15 protein-coding genes are annotated in these 12952 nt (G+C 63.8%); 7 read left to right on the top strand and 8 right to left on the bottom strand.

Annotated elements, in window-relative coordinates:
* Both WAN02_RS26545 and WAN02_RS26540 read left to right on the top strand, forming a co-directional pair.
* The coding region (locus WAN02_RS26545) for a hypothetical protein (RefSeq protein WP_422268002.1) at positions 1 to 722 on the top strand (722 nt) is incomplete at its 5' end.
* Positions 723 to 740: 18 nt separating this feature from the next.
* Positions 741 to 1526, top strand: coding sequence for an SDR family NAD(P)-dependent oxidoreductase (locus WAN02_RS26540; RefSeq protein WP_422268000.1), 786 nt, complete (start codon positions 741 to 743; stop codon positions 1524 to 1526).
* Between the two features lie 11 nt (positions 1527 to 1537).
* Here WAN02_RS26540 and WAN02_RS26535 read toward each other — a convergent pair whose 3' ends face one another.
* A complete protein-coding gene (locus tag WAN02_RS26535; protein WP_422267998.1) occupies positions 1538 to 1804 on the bottom strand; it encodes a ferredoxin in 267 nt (88 codons plus the stop codon).
* 5 nt (positions 1805 to 1809) lie between these two features.
* Positions 1810 to 2940, bottom strand: coding sequence for a Rieske 2Fe-2S domain-containing protein (locus tag WAN02_RS26530; RefSeq protein ID WP_422267996.1), 1131 nt, complete (start codon positions 2938 to 2940; stop codon positions 1810 to 1812).
* A gap of 100 nt (positions 2941 to 3040) precedes the next feature.
* On the opposite strand from WAN02_RS26530, the gene WAN02_RS26525 reads away from it, so the two are divergent.
* Positions 3041 to 4744, top strand: a complete 1704-nt coding sequence (locus WAN02_RS26525) for a 3-ketosteroid-delta-1-dehydrogenase (RefSeq protein WP_422267994.1) — start codon at positions 3041 to 3043, stop codon at positions 4742 to 4744.
* Here WAN02_RS26525 and WAN02_RS26520 read toward each other — a convergent pair whose 3' ends face one another.
* Positions 4745 to 5419, bottom strand: a complete 675-nt coding sequence (locus WAN02_RS26520) for a helix-turn-helix transcriptional regulator (protein ID WP_422267992.1) — start codon at positions 5417 to 5419, stop codon at positions 4745 to 4747.
* Between the two features lie 92 nt (positions 5420 to 5511).
* Between WAN02_RS26520 and WAN02_RS26515 the strand changes: the two genes are divergently transcribed.
* Positions 5512 to 6147, top strand: a complete 636-nt coding sequence (locus WAN02_RS26515) for a PaaI family thioesterase (RefSeq protein WP_422268005.1) — start codon at positions 5512 to 5514, stop codon at positions 6145 to 6147.
* Here WAN02_RS26515 and WAN02_RS26510 read toward each other — a convergent pair.
* The 3 genes from WAN02_RS26510 to WAN02_RS26500 all read right to left on the bottom strand — a co-directional run bounded on the left by WAN02_RS26510 (position 6144) and on the right by WAN02_RS26500 (position 9433).
* Positions 6144 to 7418: an amidohydrolase family protein gene (locus WAN02_RS26510; protein ID WP_422267990.1), complete on the bottom strand. Its 1275-nt coding sequence runs from the start codon at positions 7416 to 7418 to the stop codon at positions 6144 to 6146. The two genes, WAN02_RS26515 and WAN02_RS26510, sit on opposite strands and share 4 nt — an antisense overlap.
* Before the next feature lie 85 nt (positions 7419 to 7503).
* On the bottom strand, positions 7504 to 8337 hold the full coding sequence (locus tag WAN02_RS26505; RefSeq protein WP_422267988.1) for an SDR family oxidoreductase: 834 nt from the start codon (positions 8335 to 8337) through the stop codon (positions 7504 to 7506).
* Positions 8338 to 8518: 181 nt separating this feature from the next.
* Positions 8519 to 9433: an enoyl-CoA hydratase gene (locus WAN02_RS26500; RefSeq protein ID WP_422267986.1), complete on the bottom strand. Its 915-nt coding sequence runs from the start codon at positions 9431 to 9433 to the stop codon at positions 8519 to 8521.
* Between the two features lie 175 nt (positions 9434 to 9608).
* Between WAN02_RS26500 and WAN02_RS26495 the strand changes: the two genes are divergently transcribed.
* The 3 genes from WAN02_RS26495 to WAN02_RS26485 all read left to right on the top strand — a co-directional run bounded on the left by WAN02_RS26495 (position 9609) and on the right by WAN02_RS26485 (position 11904).
* Positions 9609 to 9773, top strand: coding sequence for a hypothetical protein (locus WAN02_RS26495; RefSeq protein ID WP_325693537.1), 165 nt, complete (start codon positions 9609 to 9611; stop codon positions 9771 to 9773).
* Positions 9774 to 11252, top strand: a complete 1479-nt coding sequence (locus tag WAN02_RS26490) for an alpha,alpha-trehalose-phosphate synthase (UDP-forming) (protein ID WP_422267984.1) — start codon at positions 9774 to 9776, stop codon at positions 11250 to 11252. It begins immediately after the preceding gene.
* Positions 11253 to 11376: 124 nt separating this feature from the next.
* On the top strand, positions 11377 to 11904 hold the full coding sequence (locus WAN02_RS26485; RefSeq protein WP_422268004.1) for a hypothetical protein: 528 nt from the start codon (positions 11377 to 11379) through the stop codon (positions 11902 to 11904).
* Positions 11905 to 11917: 13 nt separating this feature from the next.
* On the opposite strand, the gene WAN02_RS26480 is transcribed toward WAN02_RS26485, so the two are convergent.
* Both WAN02_RS26480 and WAN02_RS26475 read right to left on the bottom strand, forming a co-directional pair.
* Positions 11918 to 12400, bottom strand: a complete 483-nt coding sequence (locus WAN02_RS26480) for a mammalian cell entry protein (RefSeq protein WP_422267982.1) — start codon at positions 12398 to 12400, stop codon at positions 11918 to 11920.
* Positions 12400 to 12952: mammalian cell entry protein (locus WAN02_RS26475; RefSeq protein ID WP_422267981.1), on the bottom strand; the 553-nt coding region annotated here is incomplete at its 5' end. The genes WAN02_RS26475 and WAN02_RS26480, both read right to left, overlap by 1 nt.

Raw genomic sequence — 12952 nt, 5'->3', positions numbered from 1 at the left:
ACGCCAAGCCGCAGCTGATGCTGTTCAATATCAACGGGCCATGTGCGAATCGTGATCCGGGACACCTGGATTCGCCGAGCTTCCGCGGTGTGCGGTACGAGAATGCGCCGACCTGGCTCACCAGCGTGATGGGCAAGTCGGGCCTGTTTCAGGAGTACCTGATCAAGATGGCGCAGGTGATCACCTGGTTCTCGCTGGACGACGGCAGCGGATTCACCTATTGGCCTAAGGGACCATTGCGGGCGCCTGAGCGAGTCCTGCCGCCCATCAACAACCGTGGCGTGGTGGTGCAGAACGAGATGATGATGCACCGCGGCGAGGCGAACGGCCCACTCGAGCAGCAGGTTCCGGCTGGCTTGGCGTTCGACACCGTGTTCACCGGCGATCCCGACGACCGCGACCATTGGCTGCTGAAGAACGGCGACGAGTCGATCGCGCGGCACCGCACCGACGAGTTGCGATTCTTGGTGCACTGGTCGGCCGAGGTGTTCTCCGACTATGACGAGCTGAAGAAGAACATGGAAGGTTCCCATGACCTGACCATCGAGCAGGCGATCGACACCATGGTCAAGGACGTCAATGCTCAGGGCATAAAACTTGCCACGCCCGACGACCCGCTGCACGACCCGGAATTCATCCGCACCCTCAACGCGGCCTATGACTTGGGTGGCCCGTCGAATTATCCGCAAAAGGCGCCGATCAGCGCTTTCCAGCTGGCGTGACGTGACGAAAGGCCCTGCATGCTAGATCGATTCGACGACCGCAGAATTATTGTCACCGGTGCTGGTTCGGGTATCGGCCAGGCCACCACGTTGCGACTGCTCGACGAAGGCGGCACGGTCGTTGGGTATGACGTTTCGCCTGATGGGCTCGCCCAAACCACGACGGCGGCGGAGACCGCCGGCACGGCTAAACGGTTGAGCACCGAAATAGTCGATGTATCAGTCGAAGACACGGTCGTCGCCGCAGTCAGCCGTGCGGTCGACGATCTCGGCGGCCTCGATGTGCTCGTCAACGCCGCAGCCATTCAGCGCTGTGCCAACACTCATGAGCACACGCTGGACGATTGGAACCACACGCTCGCGGTGAACTTGACCGGCACGTTCCTGATGATCCGCCAGGCGTTGCCGGGTTTGCTGGCTTCTGGCCGCGGCGTTGTGGTCAACTTCACCTCGACAGCAGCATCATTCGCACACCCCTACATGGCCGCGTATGCAGCCAGCAAGGGCGGGGTGTTGTCGTTGACACATTCTTTGGCCCTCGAATATTCCAAACAGGGCCTGCGCGCGGTAAACATCCAACCGGGCGGGATCGCCACCGCACTGGCGTCCAGCACGCTGGACAAGATGCCCGCGGACTACGACATCGGGTTGTGGGCCAAGCAGACTCCACTGCTACACGGCAAGGCCGATGGCATCCTGGGCGACCCGGGCTCGGTCGCGGCGGTGATCGCCATGGTCGCCTCGGACGACGGGGCCTTCATCACCGGTACCGAGATCCGAATCGACGGCGGCGCGCACGCCTGATCGGCCTTCAATCAGATTGCTGTGCTTGCTATCTCGTCGACGATGGACAGATCACCATGCCGGGCTGCGCCAACGATCGAGTCTTGTAGTGCCGAGCACGCCAAGAACAGGCCCCGGTCGCCGCAAACCTTACGCTCAGCACATCGCGCCGAGGCGTCGGCATTCCACTGCACGCTGGTCTGATTCCAGCTGCTCTTGCGGACGAGCACCCGCGCACCACAGTCGCGACACGTCACGGGCGCCATCGGCATCGTGTCGAGCCGGTTGTCCAGCGCCATTACCGTCAGCCTGCCGTCTCGGCAACCATATTCGCCTCGACCTCTGCCATCCAGGTTTCGTAGGGCCGCGTGGTGTCCAGCTCGAACTCGAACCGGTCGACCATGTCTGGTTGCACGTCGGCGGCATCGACGTAGAACTGCTGATACCAACGGCGCAACTGGTAGACCGGGCCGTCCTCCTCGACCAGCAGTGGATTGTCGATGCGCGCCTTGCTTTTCCAGATCGCGACATCCTGCTCGAAACCCAGCTTGACGAAATCGCCGAGACTGACGGCAGTCTGCACGGCGAGATCACTGGGCAGCGAGTCTGACTTCTTGACGATGATGCCGTATTGCAGCACAAAGGAATCCGCGACGATCGGATAGTGACAATTGATGAGAACTGTCTGGTGGTCGGCATCCTGGTAGTGATAAGTCAGGTCGTCGACCATAAACGACGGGCCGTAGTATGACGCGACCGATGTCGTGCCGAGCATCCGTGCACCTTCGGTGTCACCGAGGTCGGGACGGCCCGCACTGTTCATGTACTGCGTCGCGATGTGCCCCTCGAAGATGTTCTTGAACTGCGTGGGCAGCGAGCCGTGAATGTAGAAGAAATGCGCCATGTCGACGACGTTGTCGACGATCTCACGACAGTTGGTGTTAACGGTTGTCGTATACCAATGCCAGTCGGTCCACTCGTCACTGGTCGCACCCTCGATCCGCGGAATCGTTACCTCTGGCGGCGGCGGATTGCCTTCGGGATCGTTCCACACGAACAACATTCCGTCTTGCTCCAGCGTGGTCCACTTCGCGGTGCGGGCCAGCTTGGGCACCCGCTTGCTGTAGGGCACACGCTTGCACCGGCCGTCGCCGCCCCAGCGCCAATCGTGAAACGGGCATGCGATCTCATCCCCCTTCACCCGGCCCTCGGTGAGGTCCCCGCCCATGTGCCGGCAGTGGCCATCGAGCGCGTTGATCTTGCCGTCGCCGCTTCGGAAGACCACCAGCTTTTGTCCGAACGCGTGGACGGCATGCGGCTTGCCGTCGCCAAACTCTTCGGCCAGGCCCAAGCAGTGCCAGCCGCGAGCGAATCGGGACGGGGCCGCCGCGGCTTCGATCTGGCGAACCTCGTCGGTATTGCGCTGCAACGTCATGTCGTTGTTGTACAGCTGTGCGCCTACTCATGACACCGACCGTCCCGCTGGCAGGGAGAAAGCGGTCGCGATGCCGATGCCGCGGTTTAATCTCATGTCTGTGACGACTGCTTTATCAGCCACGATCCCTGCCCGTCTGCCGGTGCGAGACAAGGTGGTCGACCTCCTCGTCGTGGGCTCAGGCACCGGTATGGCGGCAGCGCTGGCCGCCCACGAGCGCGGATTGACTGTATTGATCGTGGAAAAGTCGTCCTACGTCGGCGGCTCGACCGCCCGTTCCGGCGGCGCGCTGTGGTTGCCGGCGAGCCCAATCCTCGAGGATAAGGGCGCCGGAGACACCATGCAGCGTGCCGAAAGCTACCTGCAGTCCGTGGTGGCCGGCACCGCGCCGGCCGAGCGATCCGCCGCCTACCTGCGGAACGTGACCTCGACGGTCGGCATGCTGCTGCGTACCACCCCGATCCGGCTCAGTTGGGCCAAGGACTATTCCGATTACCACCCGGAGGAGCCAGGTGGTACCGCCGGCGGCCGCACGTGCGAGTGCCGGCCGTTGAACGCCGCAATCCTTCGGGAGTACCGAACCCGGCTGCGACCCGGTGTCATGGAGGCCAACGTCCCGATGCCGACCACCACCGCCGACTATCGGTGGATGAACCTGATGGCCCGCGTTCCACGCAAGGGCATACCGACCATCGCCAAGCGCCTCGCCCAAGGAGTCGGTGGACTGCTGATCGGCCGACGCTACGTCGCGGGCGGGCAGGCACTAGCCGCAGGACTCTTCGCCGGCGTTGTGCGCGCAGGTATTCCGATCTGGACCGACACCGCGCTGAAGCGGTTGACCACCGATGGCGGGCGGGTCTCCGGCGCAGTTGTCGGCCATGACGGACGCGAGGTCACCGTAACCGCGCGGCGCGGCGTGGTGTTGGCCGCTGGCGGGTTCGATCACAGCATGGCTATGCGGTGGAAGTTTCAGTCCGAATCCCTTGGCGAGCATCTGAGTCTGGGAGCCGAGACCAACACCGGTGATGCGATCCACGCCGCTCAAGACCTCGGTGCCGCCATCGATCTGATGGACCAGGCGTGGTGGTTTCCGGCCGTGGCGGGACTGCCGGGAGCGGCGCCGTCGGTGCTGCTGGCCGAACGGTCCCTACCGGGCTCGCTGATCGTCGACCAGAACGGCACCCGATTCACCAACGAGGCAATCGATTACATGTCCTTCGGACAGCGCGTGCTGGAGCAGGAACGCTCGGGCAATCCGGTGGAGTCCATGTGGATCATCTTCGACCAGCAGTACCGGAACAGCTATGTCTTTGCCGGCCAACTGTTTCCGCGTATGCCGATTCCGCAGTCGTGGTACGAAGCCGGCATCGCCCATCGGTCCGATGATTTGGCTGAACTCGCCGGCAAGATGAGTGTTCCCGAAGCACGGTTCGTGACCACCGTGACGCGATTCAACGAGATGTCGCGAACCGGATACGACGCTGACTTCGGCCGCGGCAGTAGCGCCTACGACCGGTACTACGGTGATCCCACCATCGCCCCGAACCCTAACCTGCGCGCACTCGACCAAGGTCCGTTCTATGCGGTGAAGATGGTGCTCAGCGATCTGGGCACTTGCGGCGGTCTGCGCGCCGATGACCGCGCGAGGGTGCTTCGCGAAGACGGCAACGCCATCGGTGGTCTGTACGCGATCGGCAACACGGCAGCCAATGCGTTCGGGAACACCTATCCCGGCGCGGGCGCGACCATCGCCCAGGGACTGGTGTATGGCTACATCGCCGCACGGCACGCCGCCGGGTACTGATCAGTCCGGCTCATCGGCATCGGCCTTCTTTTCGATCTCGTACCAGAATTCCGGTGGGGGCCAAAGGATCTTGGCAAGACTGGATTTGCCATGCTGGGGAAAGGCAGCTTCCGCCTCGTCAAGTTCTTTGATCATTTTCAGGGCGAGCTCCCGCTCATTGGCGTAATACCGCTCCGCCCACTCCAACGCGACGCGTGCGTATGCCCAGGACGGATCCGCGCCGGCCCACCGCGCATCCTTCGCGGCCTTGCGGTGCATCTCGTCGGCGTACGTCAAGTGCTCTTGCAGCACCTCTTTGAGTCTTTCCGGGCCGGTGAGATGACCGAGTGTGACCCGCAGCAGCGGACCATGCTTCAGCGTTGGCGGGTCCACGGGCGCTTCATTTGCCCACCGGGTCACCGCCTCGAGCCCCTCGGCAGTGATTTTGTACAACCTGCGGTTGCGGGTGCCTCCGGTGTTCTCGACGCGCGAGGTCACCAGGCCCAGCTTCTCCAGTTTTTTGAGCTCGGAGTAGATCTGGCTGTAGGCCGGACTGCCGTAGAAGAACCGCATGCTCCAGTCGATCCACTTGCGGATGTCGTAGCCCGAGAGCTCGTGCTCGTAGGACAGCATGCCTAGCAGCGCCCAGCTGGTCGCCGCAAGGTTCGGCTTGCCTGGCGAAGCGCCGTCCTCCATTTGTCCAGGCTAACAACTCGGATCGCAATCCATGGAGTCACTGACCGCTGGCCGGGACGCGGTATTGCCCAGCAGACGCTGTGCGACGAATGATGTCTTGCGCACTGATTGCGACGGAGGTTCTCGTGACCGATGACTTGGTGAAGCTGGAGTCGGCATCTCGACGGCTGGCCGATTCGGTGCGTCGCCTCATCGATGCCACGATCAGAACTCAGGTCGATGCGGCCGCGCTTGTGGAAGTCAGCCACGCCGTTGACTGCGCGACTGAGGCGTTGAGCGCTGCGATAATGCCGAGTTCCTTTGGCGTCCAGGCAACCGAGGACGGCCGACCGATGGCGTGGGGCAACGTGATGATCGGCTTACGTAACGCCGTCGCACCTCCCTTGGTGGTCAATCGAGGATCGGACGGCGCTGTGTGGAGCGACTTCACCCTCGGCGCGGCCTACGAGGGTCCACCTGGTCTCGTGCACGGTGGGGTGTGCGCAATGGTGCTCGACCATGTATTGGGCGCGACGGCGCACAAGCCGGGGAGAGCGGCTGTTACCGGGACGCTGCGCATCCGGTTTGTGCGCGGCACACCACTTGGAGAAGTGCGTGCGCAGGCCCACGTCGACCGGGTGGAGGGCGTCAAGACCTTCGCCGTCGGTCACCTAGCCGACGAGGACGGTGTCACCGTCGAGGCCGAAGGCGTGTTCATCCACCCCCGGGAGCAGACAGCCGGTGGCTAAGTGCGGGCCGGGGCCAGACGCTTGAGAGCCAGCCCGCCTTCGAACGGCCGGTAGGCGAAAGCAGCAGGTGCGAGATATCCGGTGTCCTCGAGCGGTGTGTGCACCTCGTTGACCGTGGGGCCGATCTCGGTGGCGATGGGTGCGAGCGCTTCGAGATCAAAGCAGTATAGCTGACCTGCGTTGCCTCCCAGTATCTTTCGGCATGCATCCTCTGACCGGTTGTGCAGTGCCCAGCGAATGGCCAGCTTGGAGTGAGGCGTGAAGCCCTCTTCGTGGGGATAGTCGCTGCCCCACATGATGTGGTCCGCCCCCATGAAATCGATCATCCCGGATTCGTAGGGCGTCAACTCGCTGGCCAAGTAGCAGTTCCGCTTTGCGTAATCGCTCGGCAACAGCGTCAGCGCATCGACGGACGACCCGCCGAACATTCCGTAGGTGCGATTACCGGCCTCCGATTTCATCGTCGGCACCATTGCGTCGAGCATCGCAAGTTGCGGCTGGACCCATAACGTGCCCTGCTCGGTCGGGACGAACCGCAGAGTCGGGTGGCGCTCGAAGACGCCAGCGAGGATCAGATGCCCGAGCGTGCGCTGGGCCCACAGTGCCATTTCGGTGACCAGTACCGCGTTGGACGCCGGCTGGTCCATGGGCATTTCGGGGCTACCGGCCCCGGCGTGCTGCACCACGGTCAGGTCCAGCTCCTCGCACAGCGCCCAAAGCGGCTCGTAGCGCGTGTGGAACAGCGGTGCCACCTGAGGGTCACCGGGCGAGACCGGTGGGATGAGCACGCCGCCAAAGCACTCCTGTTGGGCTCCCCAGCGGATCTCCTGCATCGCCAAGTCGACGTCGTTGGGGAAAATCTGAATGAGACCGCGGCGACGGACCGGGGCCAGCGAACAGAAGTCGACCTGCCAACGGTTGTGCGCTTGCACACCGGCCCAGCGCTTTTCGAGCTCGTCGCGAGTGCGCGGCAAGCTGATGGTGATGTTGGGTGTCGTCGGAAAGAACGGCGGAACCGTGTTCGGCAACAACACTTCTGCGGCCACCCCGTCGGCGTCCATTTCGGTGGTCCGAAGCTTGTGATCCCAGTTCCGGTTCGCGGTGGCGATGATCAGGTCGTCGAACGGGCTGACGTATGTCTTGGCCCATTGGTCGAAATCATCGTGCAGATGTGCCGGCAGATACTGCCGGTAGTCGAGAAGATCGGCCCCGGCGTGCGTGTCCGTCGAGATGACGACGTAGCGGTCGATTGTGTCCCAAGTTGTAGGCATCGCGTCCTCCGGCGTTATCGCTATCGAGGCTAGCCTTCCGCATGTCGCCGTGACCGCAAGATCACCATCTCAGTGAGCGGACGATTTACACCACCCCGCGCAGGCCGTCGGCGCCAAACACCGGTTCCAGCATCGCGCTGAAGTCCGGGCCGCGACGCAACATGAGCCCACCGTCGACGTTGATGACCTGCCCTGTCACGTAGCTGGCGGCATCGCTGAGCAGAAACATCGCGAGGTTGGCGACATCCTCGACCTCGCCCGGCCGCGGCAGTGGGGTGCAGAGCCGGTAATCCTCGCTCAACTCCGGCGATTCCAAGACGGGCGCGACCAGTTCCGTGCGGATCAAGCCCGGGCGGATGCTGTTGACCCGCACCCACGAGGCTCCGAGTTCGTCGGCGGCCAACTGCATCATGTGGTCCAGCGCCGACTTGCTCACCCCATAAGCGCCGAACCAGCGATGGGTGTTGCTGGCCGCGATCGACGAGATGCCGACGAACGACCCGCCGCCGCCGCGCACCATCTCACGCGCGGAGTGCTTGAGCACGTACATGGTTCCGTTGACGTTGAGGTCGACAGCCCGACGCCACAGTTGCGAGTCGACCTGAGTGATCGGCCCGATGGTCTCCGACCCGCCCGCGCAATGCACCACGCCGTGCAGCCTGCCGTGCCAGGCCGTCACCGCATCCACCGCGCGGGTGGCCTCCTCCTCACTGGTGATGTCAGCGGGCTCGTAACGAATCGAGCCGCCACCGGCCGCGCTTGATTCGATCTCTTTGACGGCCCCGGCGAGTCGGTCTGGGTTGCGGCCGACGATCATGACCGAGGCCCCGGCAGCCACCAGGCCAGCGGCCACTCCCTTGCCAATTCCACTGCCACCGCCGGTGACCAGGTAAGTCCGGTCTTCGAACGAAAGCTGCATGCCGGCTCCTCACGCCGAAACTGAAACAGGTTCTAGTCATAGAACCACACCCGCCACAGCAGGCTCCGAGATAACGGGCACTCGTTGACTCGCCTTCGAGCGACAATTCGACGGCCGCGACACGAGAAAGTCGTTACGAGGCGGGCACAACCCATATCGCCACCCAAGTAAGCCGTGACGACTACGGAGTGTCCTTGCGGGCGATCTTCGTCGGCTTGGGGCTGCGCCAGTCCTCGACGTCGGGCGGCAGCCCGATCGGGTACCGGTTCTCGTTGTGCGCGGCCCAATGCGCGTGACCCAGCTCGTGGATGTGAAACGCATGCCGCAGCGCCTCGGTGAAGCCCATCGCATCCGACGCGGCGTTCACCGAATCTTTGATCAGCAGCGCCGCCATGGTGGGCCGCTCGGCGATGCGCCGGGCGAACTCCAGCGTCTTGTCGGCCAGCTCGTCGGCCGGAAAGACCTTGGACACCATGCCGAGCCGATAGGCCTCGTCGGCATCCAGTGAATCGCCGGTCAGCAGTAGTTCTTTGGCTTTACGCGGGCCGAATTCCCAAGGGTGAGCATAGTATTCGACACCGGGCATACCCATTCGGACGCCGACGACGTCGCTGAACTTCGCATTGTCGGCCGCAACGATCAAGTCGCATGCCCAGATCAGCATCAAGCCCGCGGAGATCGCGTTGCCCTGGACTTGGGCGATGGTGATCTTGCGCAGATCCCGCCAGCGGCAGGTGTTCTGGAAGAAGTAGTGCCACTCCTGCAGATAGGTCTTCTCCGCGACGGCATCACGGTTGGAGCCGTTGATCCGGAAGCTGGGCAGCTGATCCGGCCCCGGGGCCCGCTCCGCGAGAGCCAACTCCGAACCCAGGTCGTGGCCGGCGGAGAAGTTCTTGCCGCGGGCCGCCAAGATCACCACCCGGACTGCGTCGTCGGCCTCGGCGCGAAGAAACGCCTCGTCGAGTTGCACGAGCAAACCGCGACTCTGAGCATTGTGTGCCTCTGGCCGGCTGAGCCAGATGCGCGCGATGCGGCCCTCGTCGAGCGTCTCGTAGGCCACCAACTCTTCAGACTTCGCTTCAACCGGGACTGCCATTGGCCCACCTCATTCGCATCAGCTGTGTCTCATGGCCCGGCTTCTCCTCGGGCCGCTGCACGACCCGCATCGTCGCCGGGCGCGTGCTTACACATTACGGCCAGCCCGTAACGCTCCGATCGGCGGGTGACAGCGCACTCTGCGGCTGATTACGCACTTCGCATACAGTTATGTCATGCCCGCTAAATCTGACACCCATGAAATCGACGACGTGGCCCCATTGGCTGACGACACCGCCAGTCAGGCCAGGCGCGTAGTGGCGGCCTACGCGACCGACGCGGATGAATGCCGCGTCTTCCTGGCGATGCTCGGTATTGGGCCCGCGAAAATCGAGGTGTAAGTGCCCGGCGCGGGAGGCAAGAGGTCGAAAGACCCTGTCTCCGGCGTGTCCGACTTCGTGGTGGTCGCCAATCGGCTGCCGATTGACATGGAGCGATTGCCCGACGGCAGCACTCTTTGGAAGCGCAGCCCGGGCGGCCTGGTCACGGCCCTAGAGCCACTGTTGCGGCGCCGTCGCGGCGCCTGGATCGGGTGGCCCGGAGTCGTCGACGACGACGTGGACGTCGTGGACGAACCCATCGTCGAGGAGGACCTTCGGCTGCACCCGGTGCGGCTGTCGGCCGACGACGTCGAAGAGTATTACGAGGGTTTCTCCAACGCCACCCTGTGGCCGCTGTATCACGATGTCATCGTCAAGCCGAGCTACCACCGCGAGTGGTGGGACCGGTACGTCGACGTCAACCGCCGGTTCGCCGAAGCCGCGTCACGCGCGGCGGCCAATGGCGCCACCGTCTGGGTGCAGGATTATCAGCTGCAACTGGTCCCCAAAATGCTGCGCGAGCTCCGGCCCGATCTGACGATCGGGTTCTTTTTGCACATCCCGTTCCCGCCCGTCGAGCTGTTCATGCAGCTGCCCTGGCGGGCCGAAATCATCGAAGGTCTGCTGGGCGCGGATTTGGTCGGATTCCATCTGGCCGGCGGTGCCCAGAACTTCCTGATCCTGTCGCGGCGCCTGATCGGCGCGAACACGTCCCGGGGTTCGGTTGGGGTGCGGTCGCGCTTCGGCGAGGTGGAGGTCGACGGCCGCACCGTGCGGGTGGGCGCCTTCCCGATCTCGATCGACTCGGCCGAACTCGACCAGAAGGCCCGCGACCGCAACATCCGCCGACGGGCCAGAGAGATCCGGGCCGAGATCGGCAATCCGCGCAAAGTCCTGCTCGGCGTCGACCGGCTCGACTACACCAAGGGCATCGATGTGCGGCTCAAAGCGTTCGCCGAGCTGCTGGGCGAGGGCCGCGTCAAAGCCGATGACGCCGTGCTGGTCCAGCTCGCCACACCCAGCCGTGAACGGGTCGACAGCTATCAGAAGCTGCGCGAGGACATCGAGCGCCAGGTCGGTCACATCAACGGCGAATACGCCGAAGTCGGCCACCCGGCAGTGCATTACCTACATCGACCGGTTCCCCGCGACGAGCTCATCGCGTACTTCGTGGCCAGCGACGTCATGTTGGTCACCCCGCTGCGCGACGGGATGAATCTGGTCGCCAAGGAGTACGTGGCATGCCGTAACGACCTCGGCGGTGCACTAGTGCTCAGCGAATTCACCGGAGCCGCAGCCGAACTGCGACAGGCCTACCTGGTCAACCCGCATGACACCGAGGGCGTCAAAGACGCGATCGAGGCGGCGCTCAACCAAACTGACGACGAGGGGCGGCGCCGGATGCGCGCATTGCGGCGTCAGGTGCTGGCGCACGACGTCGACCGGTGGGCCCGGTCGTTCCTCGATGCGCTGGCTGCTGGTCATCCGTCAAACAGCTGAATCCGTGGTGCGACCGGTAGGTGCACTGGGATACTCGATGCACGCCCCCGCAAGCGGGAGGCACCCCAAGCCGGAAGGGAGCATGAAGGTGATCACCTCCCGCGGCCTGACCGCCGCCGCCATCATGACACTTGTCGCTGTGGGAACGTCGACGCCCGCCAGAGCGCTCGGCCCGCCACCGGATGGCATGTACAGCTTCACCGAAGCGGGCGTGCCCACGACGAACTGGAAGATCTTGGCTCTGTGTGATGCGCCATCCCGCCAGCGCGCCATCCCTGATTTCACCGACCCCGTCATCGCCGCCGACCTCTGCGCACTGAACGTCAGCAGCACCACAGCCCGGGTGATCAGCCGCTCGGAGAAGATGGCGAATTTCGTTGGCCGAGCGCGACTTAGCAGCGATCTGTGGACCTTTCAAATAGACAAGGCCAACGGCGTCTCGTGCCCGGACGGCACCACCGCCGCGTCCACGGATACCTACGCGTTTAACGACGTATCGCTCACCGGGACGCACACCAGCATTCACGGTGATATCTGTGGCCTTCAGCCCGCGATGACGAAGACACCGTTCACACTTGCCTTCCAGGGACCGCTGCCCGTACCGGCCGATCGTTACCCGCTGGACTGCAACGAGATCGGTCAGTGCCGCTGACGCGATTGGTCGGCTAGATCGGCGTGATGAAGTTGATCAGCCATTTGCCGCCGATCCGCTGGTAATCGACCCGCAACCGGCTACCGTCATAAAGCGGTTGGCGGGTTTTGTCAGTCACCGTCCGGTTCATGTACACCATCACCGATGCCGAATTGCGTTGCGCCACCATCACTCCCACGCCGACCACGCTCGCCTGCACGACGACCTCACGCTTGCGTGCCTCCGGGATGATCTGCTCGTTGGCGCTCTTCTCGAACTCATGGCGATAGGCCGGCGTCAGCAACAGGTACGCGGCGCCCAGGCTGCGTTCAACCGTCTGGTAGTCGTAGGCGAAAACCTCGGGAATCTCTTGGGAGGCCAACGGCGGAAGCGCCGCACGGACCGCCTGCTCACCGCGGGTTTCGACCCGCTGCCAGTAGAGCCAACCGCCGGCCGCGGCCAACCCGACGAACGTGGTGGTCAGCAAGCTCACGACGGCCGCGATCAACCATCGCATCAATTGCCTCCGTCGGGATACTTCAGGTCGTAACCGGTCATCCGCCCGTTTTCATCTTCGTGCACGATGACCCGCATCCGGTAGGGCATGGACGGCTTGTTGACGCCGTCGAGGTCTGTCACCGTGACACGTATCGATACCAGCACCGACGCGTTGTCGGTAACGCTGTCAATGCTTTCCAGCGCGGCACCGTTGACCACCGCCTCAGAGTTCGCGTCGGTGTGACGGAACAACGCCTTGATGTTCTCGACGTTGTTGTTCGAACTGAGCATGCCGTGCAGGGGCCCGCTGGTCCCCTCGACGAATCTGGCGACGCTTTGATCGATGTTGTCTTGTTTGTAGCTGAACATATTCACCACCGTCTGGGTGGCGGTGTCGACGAAGCGCTGGACGCGGGCATGGTCCGCATCGGCCTGACGCTGCTGATAGATCTCGAAACCCACGCCGCCGGCCAGCGTCGCGATCCCGACCAGACTGGCGGCCAGCGCAATCCATCCGACCCGCCTGCGGTGCGCAGGCCGGCGCGGTGGCGGACCGACCGGCGTGTTGATC

The organism is Mycobacterium sp., from assembly GCF_049281135.1.
GTDB lineage: Bacteria > Actinomycetota > Actinomycetes > Mycobacteriales > Mycobacteriaceae > Mycobacterium.
Note: the sequence above shows the minus strand (reverse complement) of the source record. Positions and strands in the feature narration are given on the sequence as shown.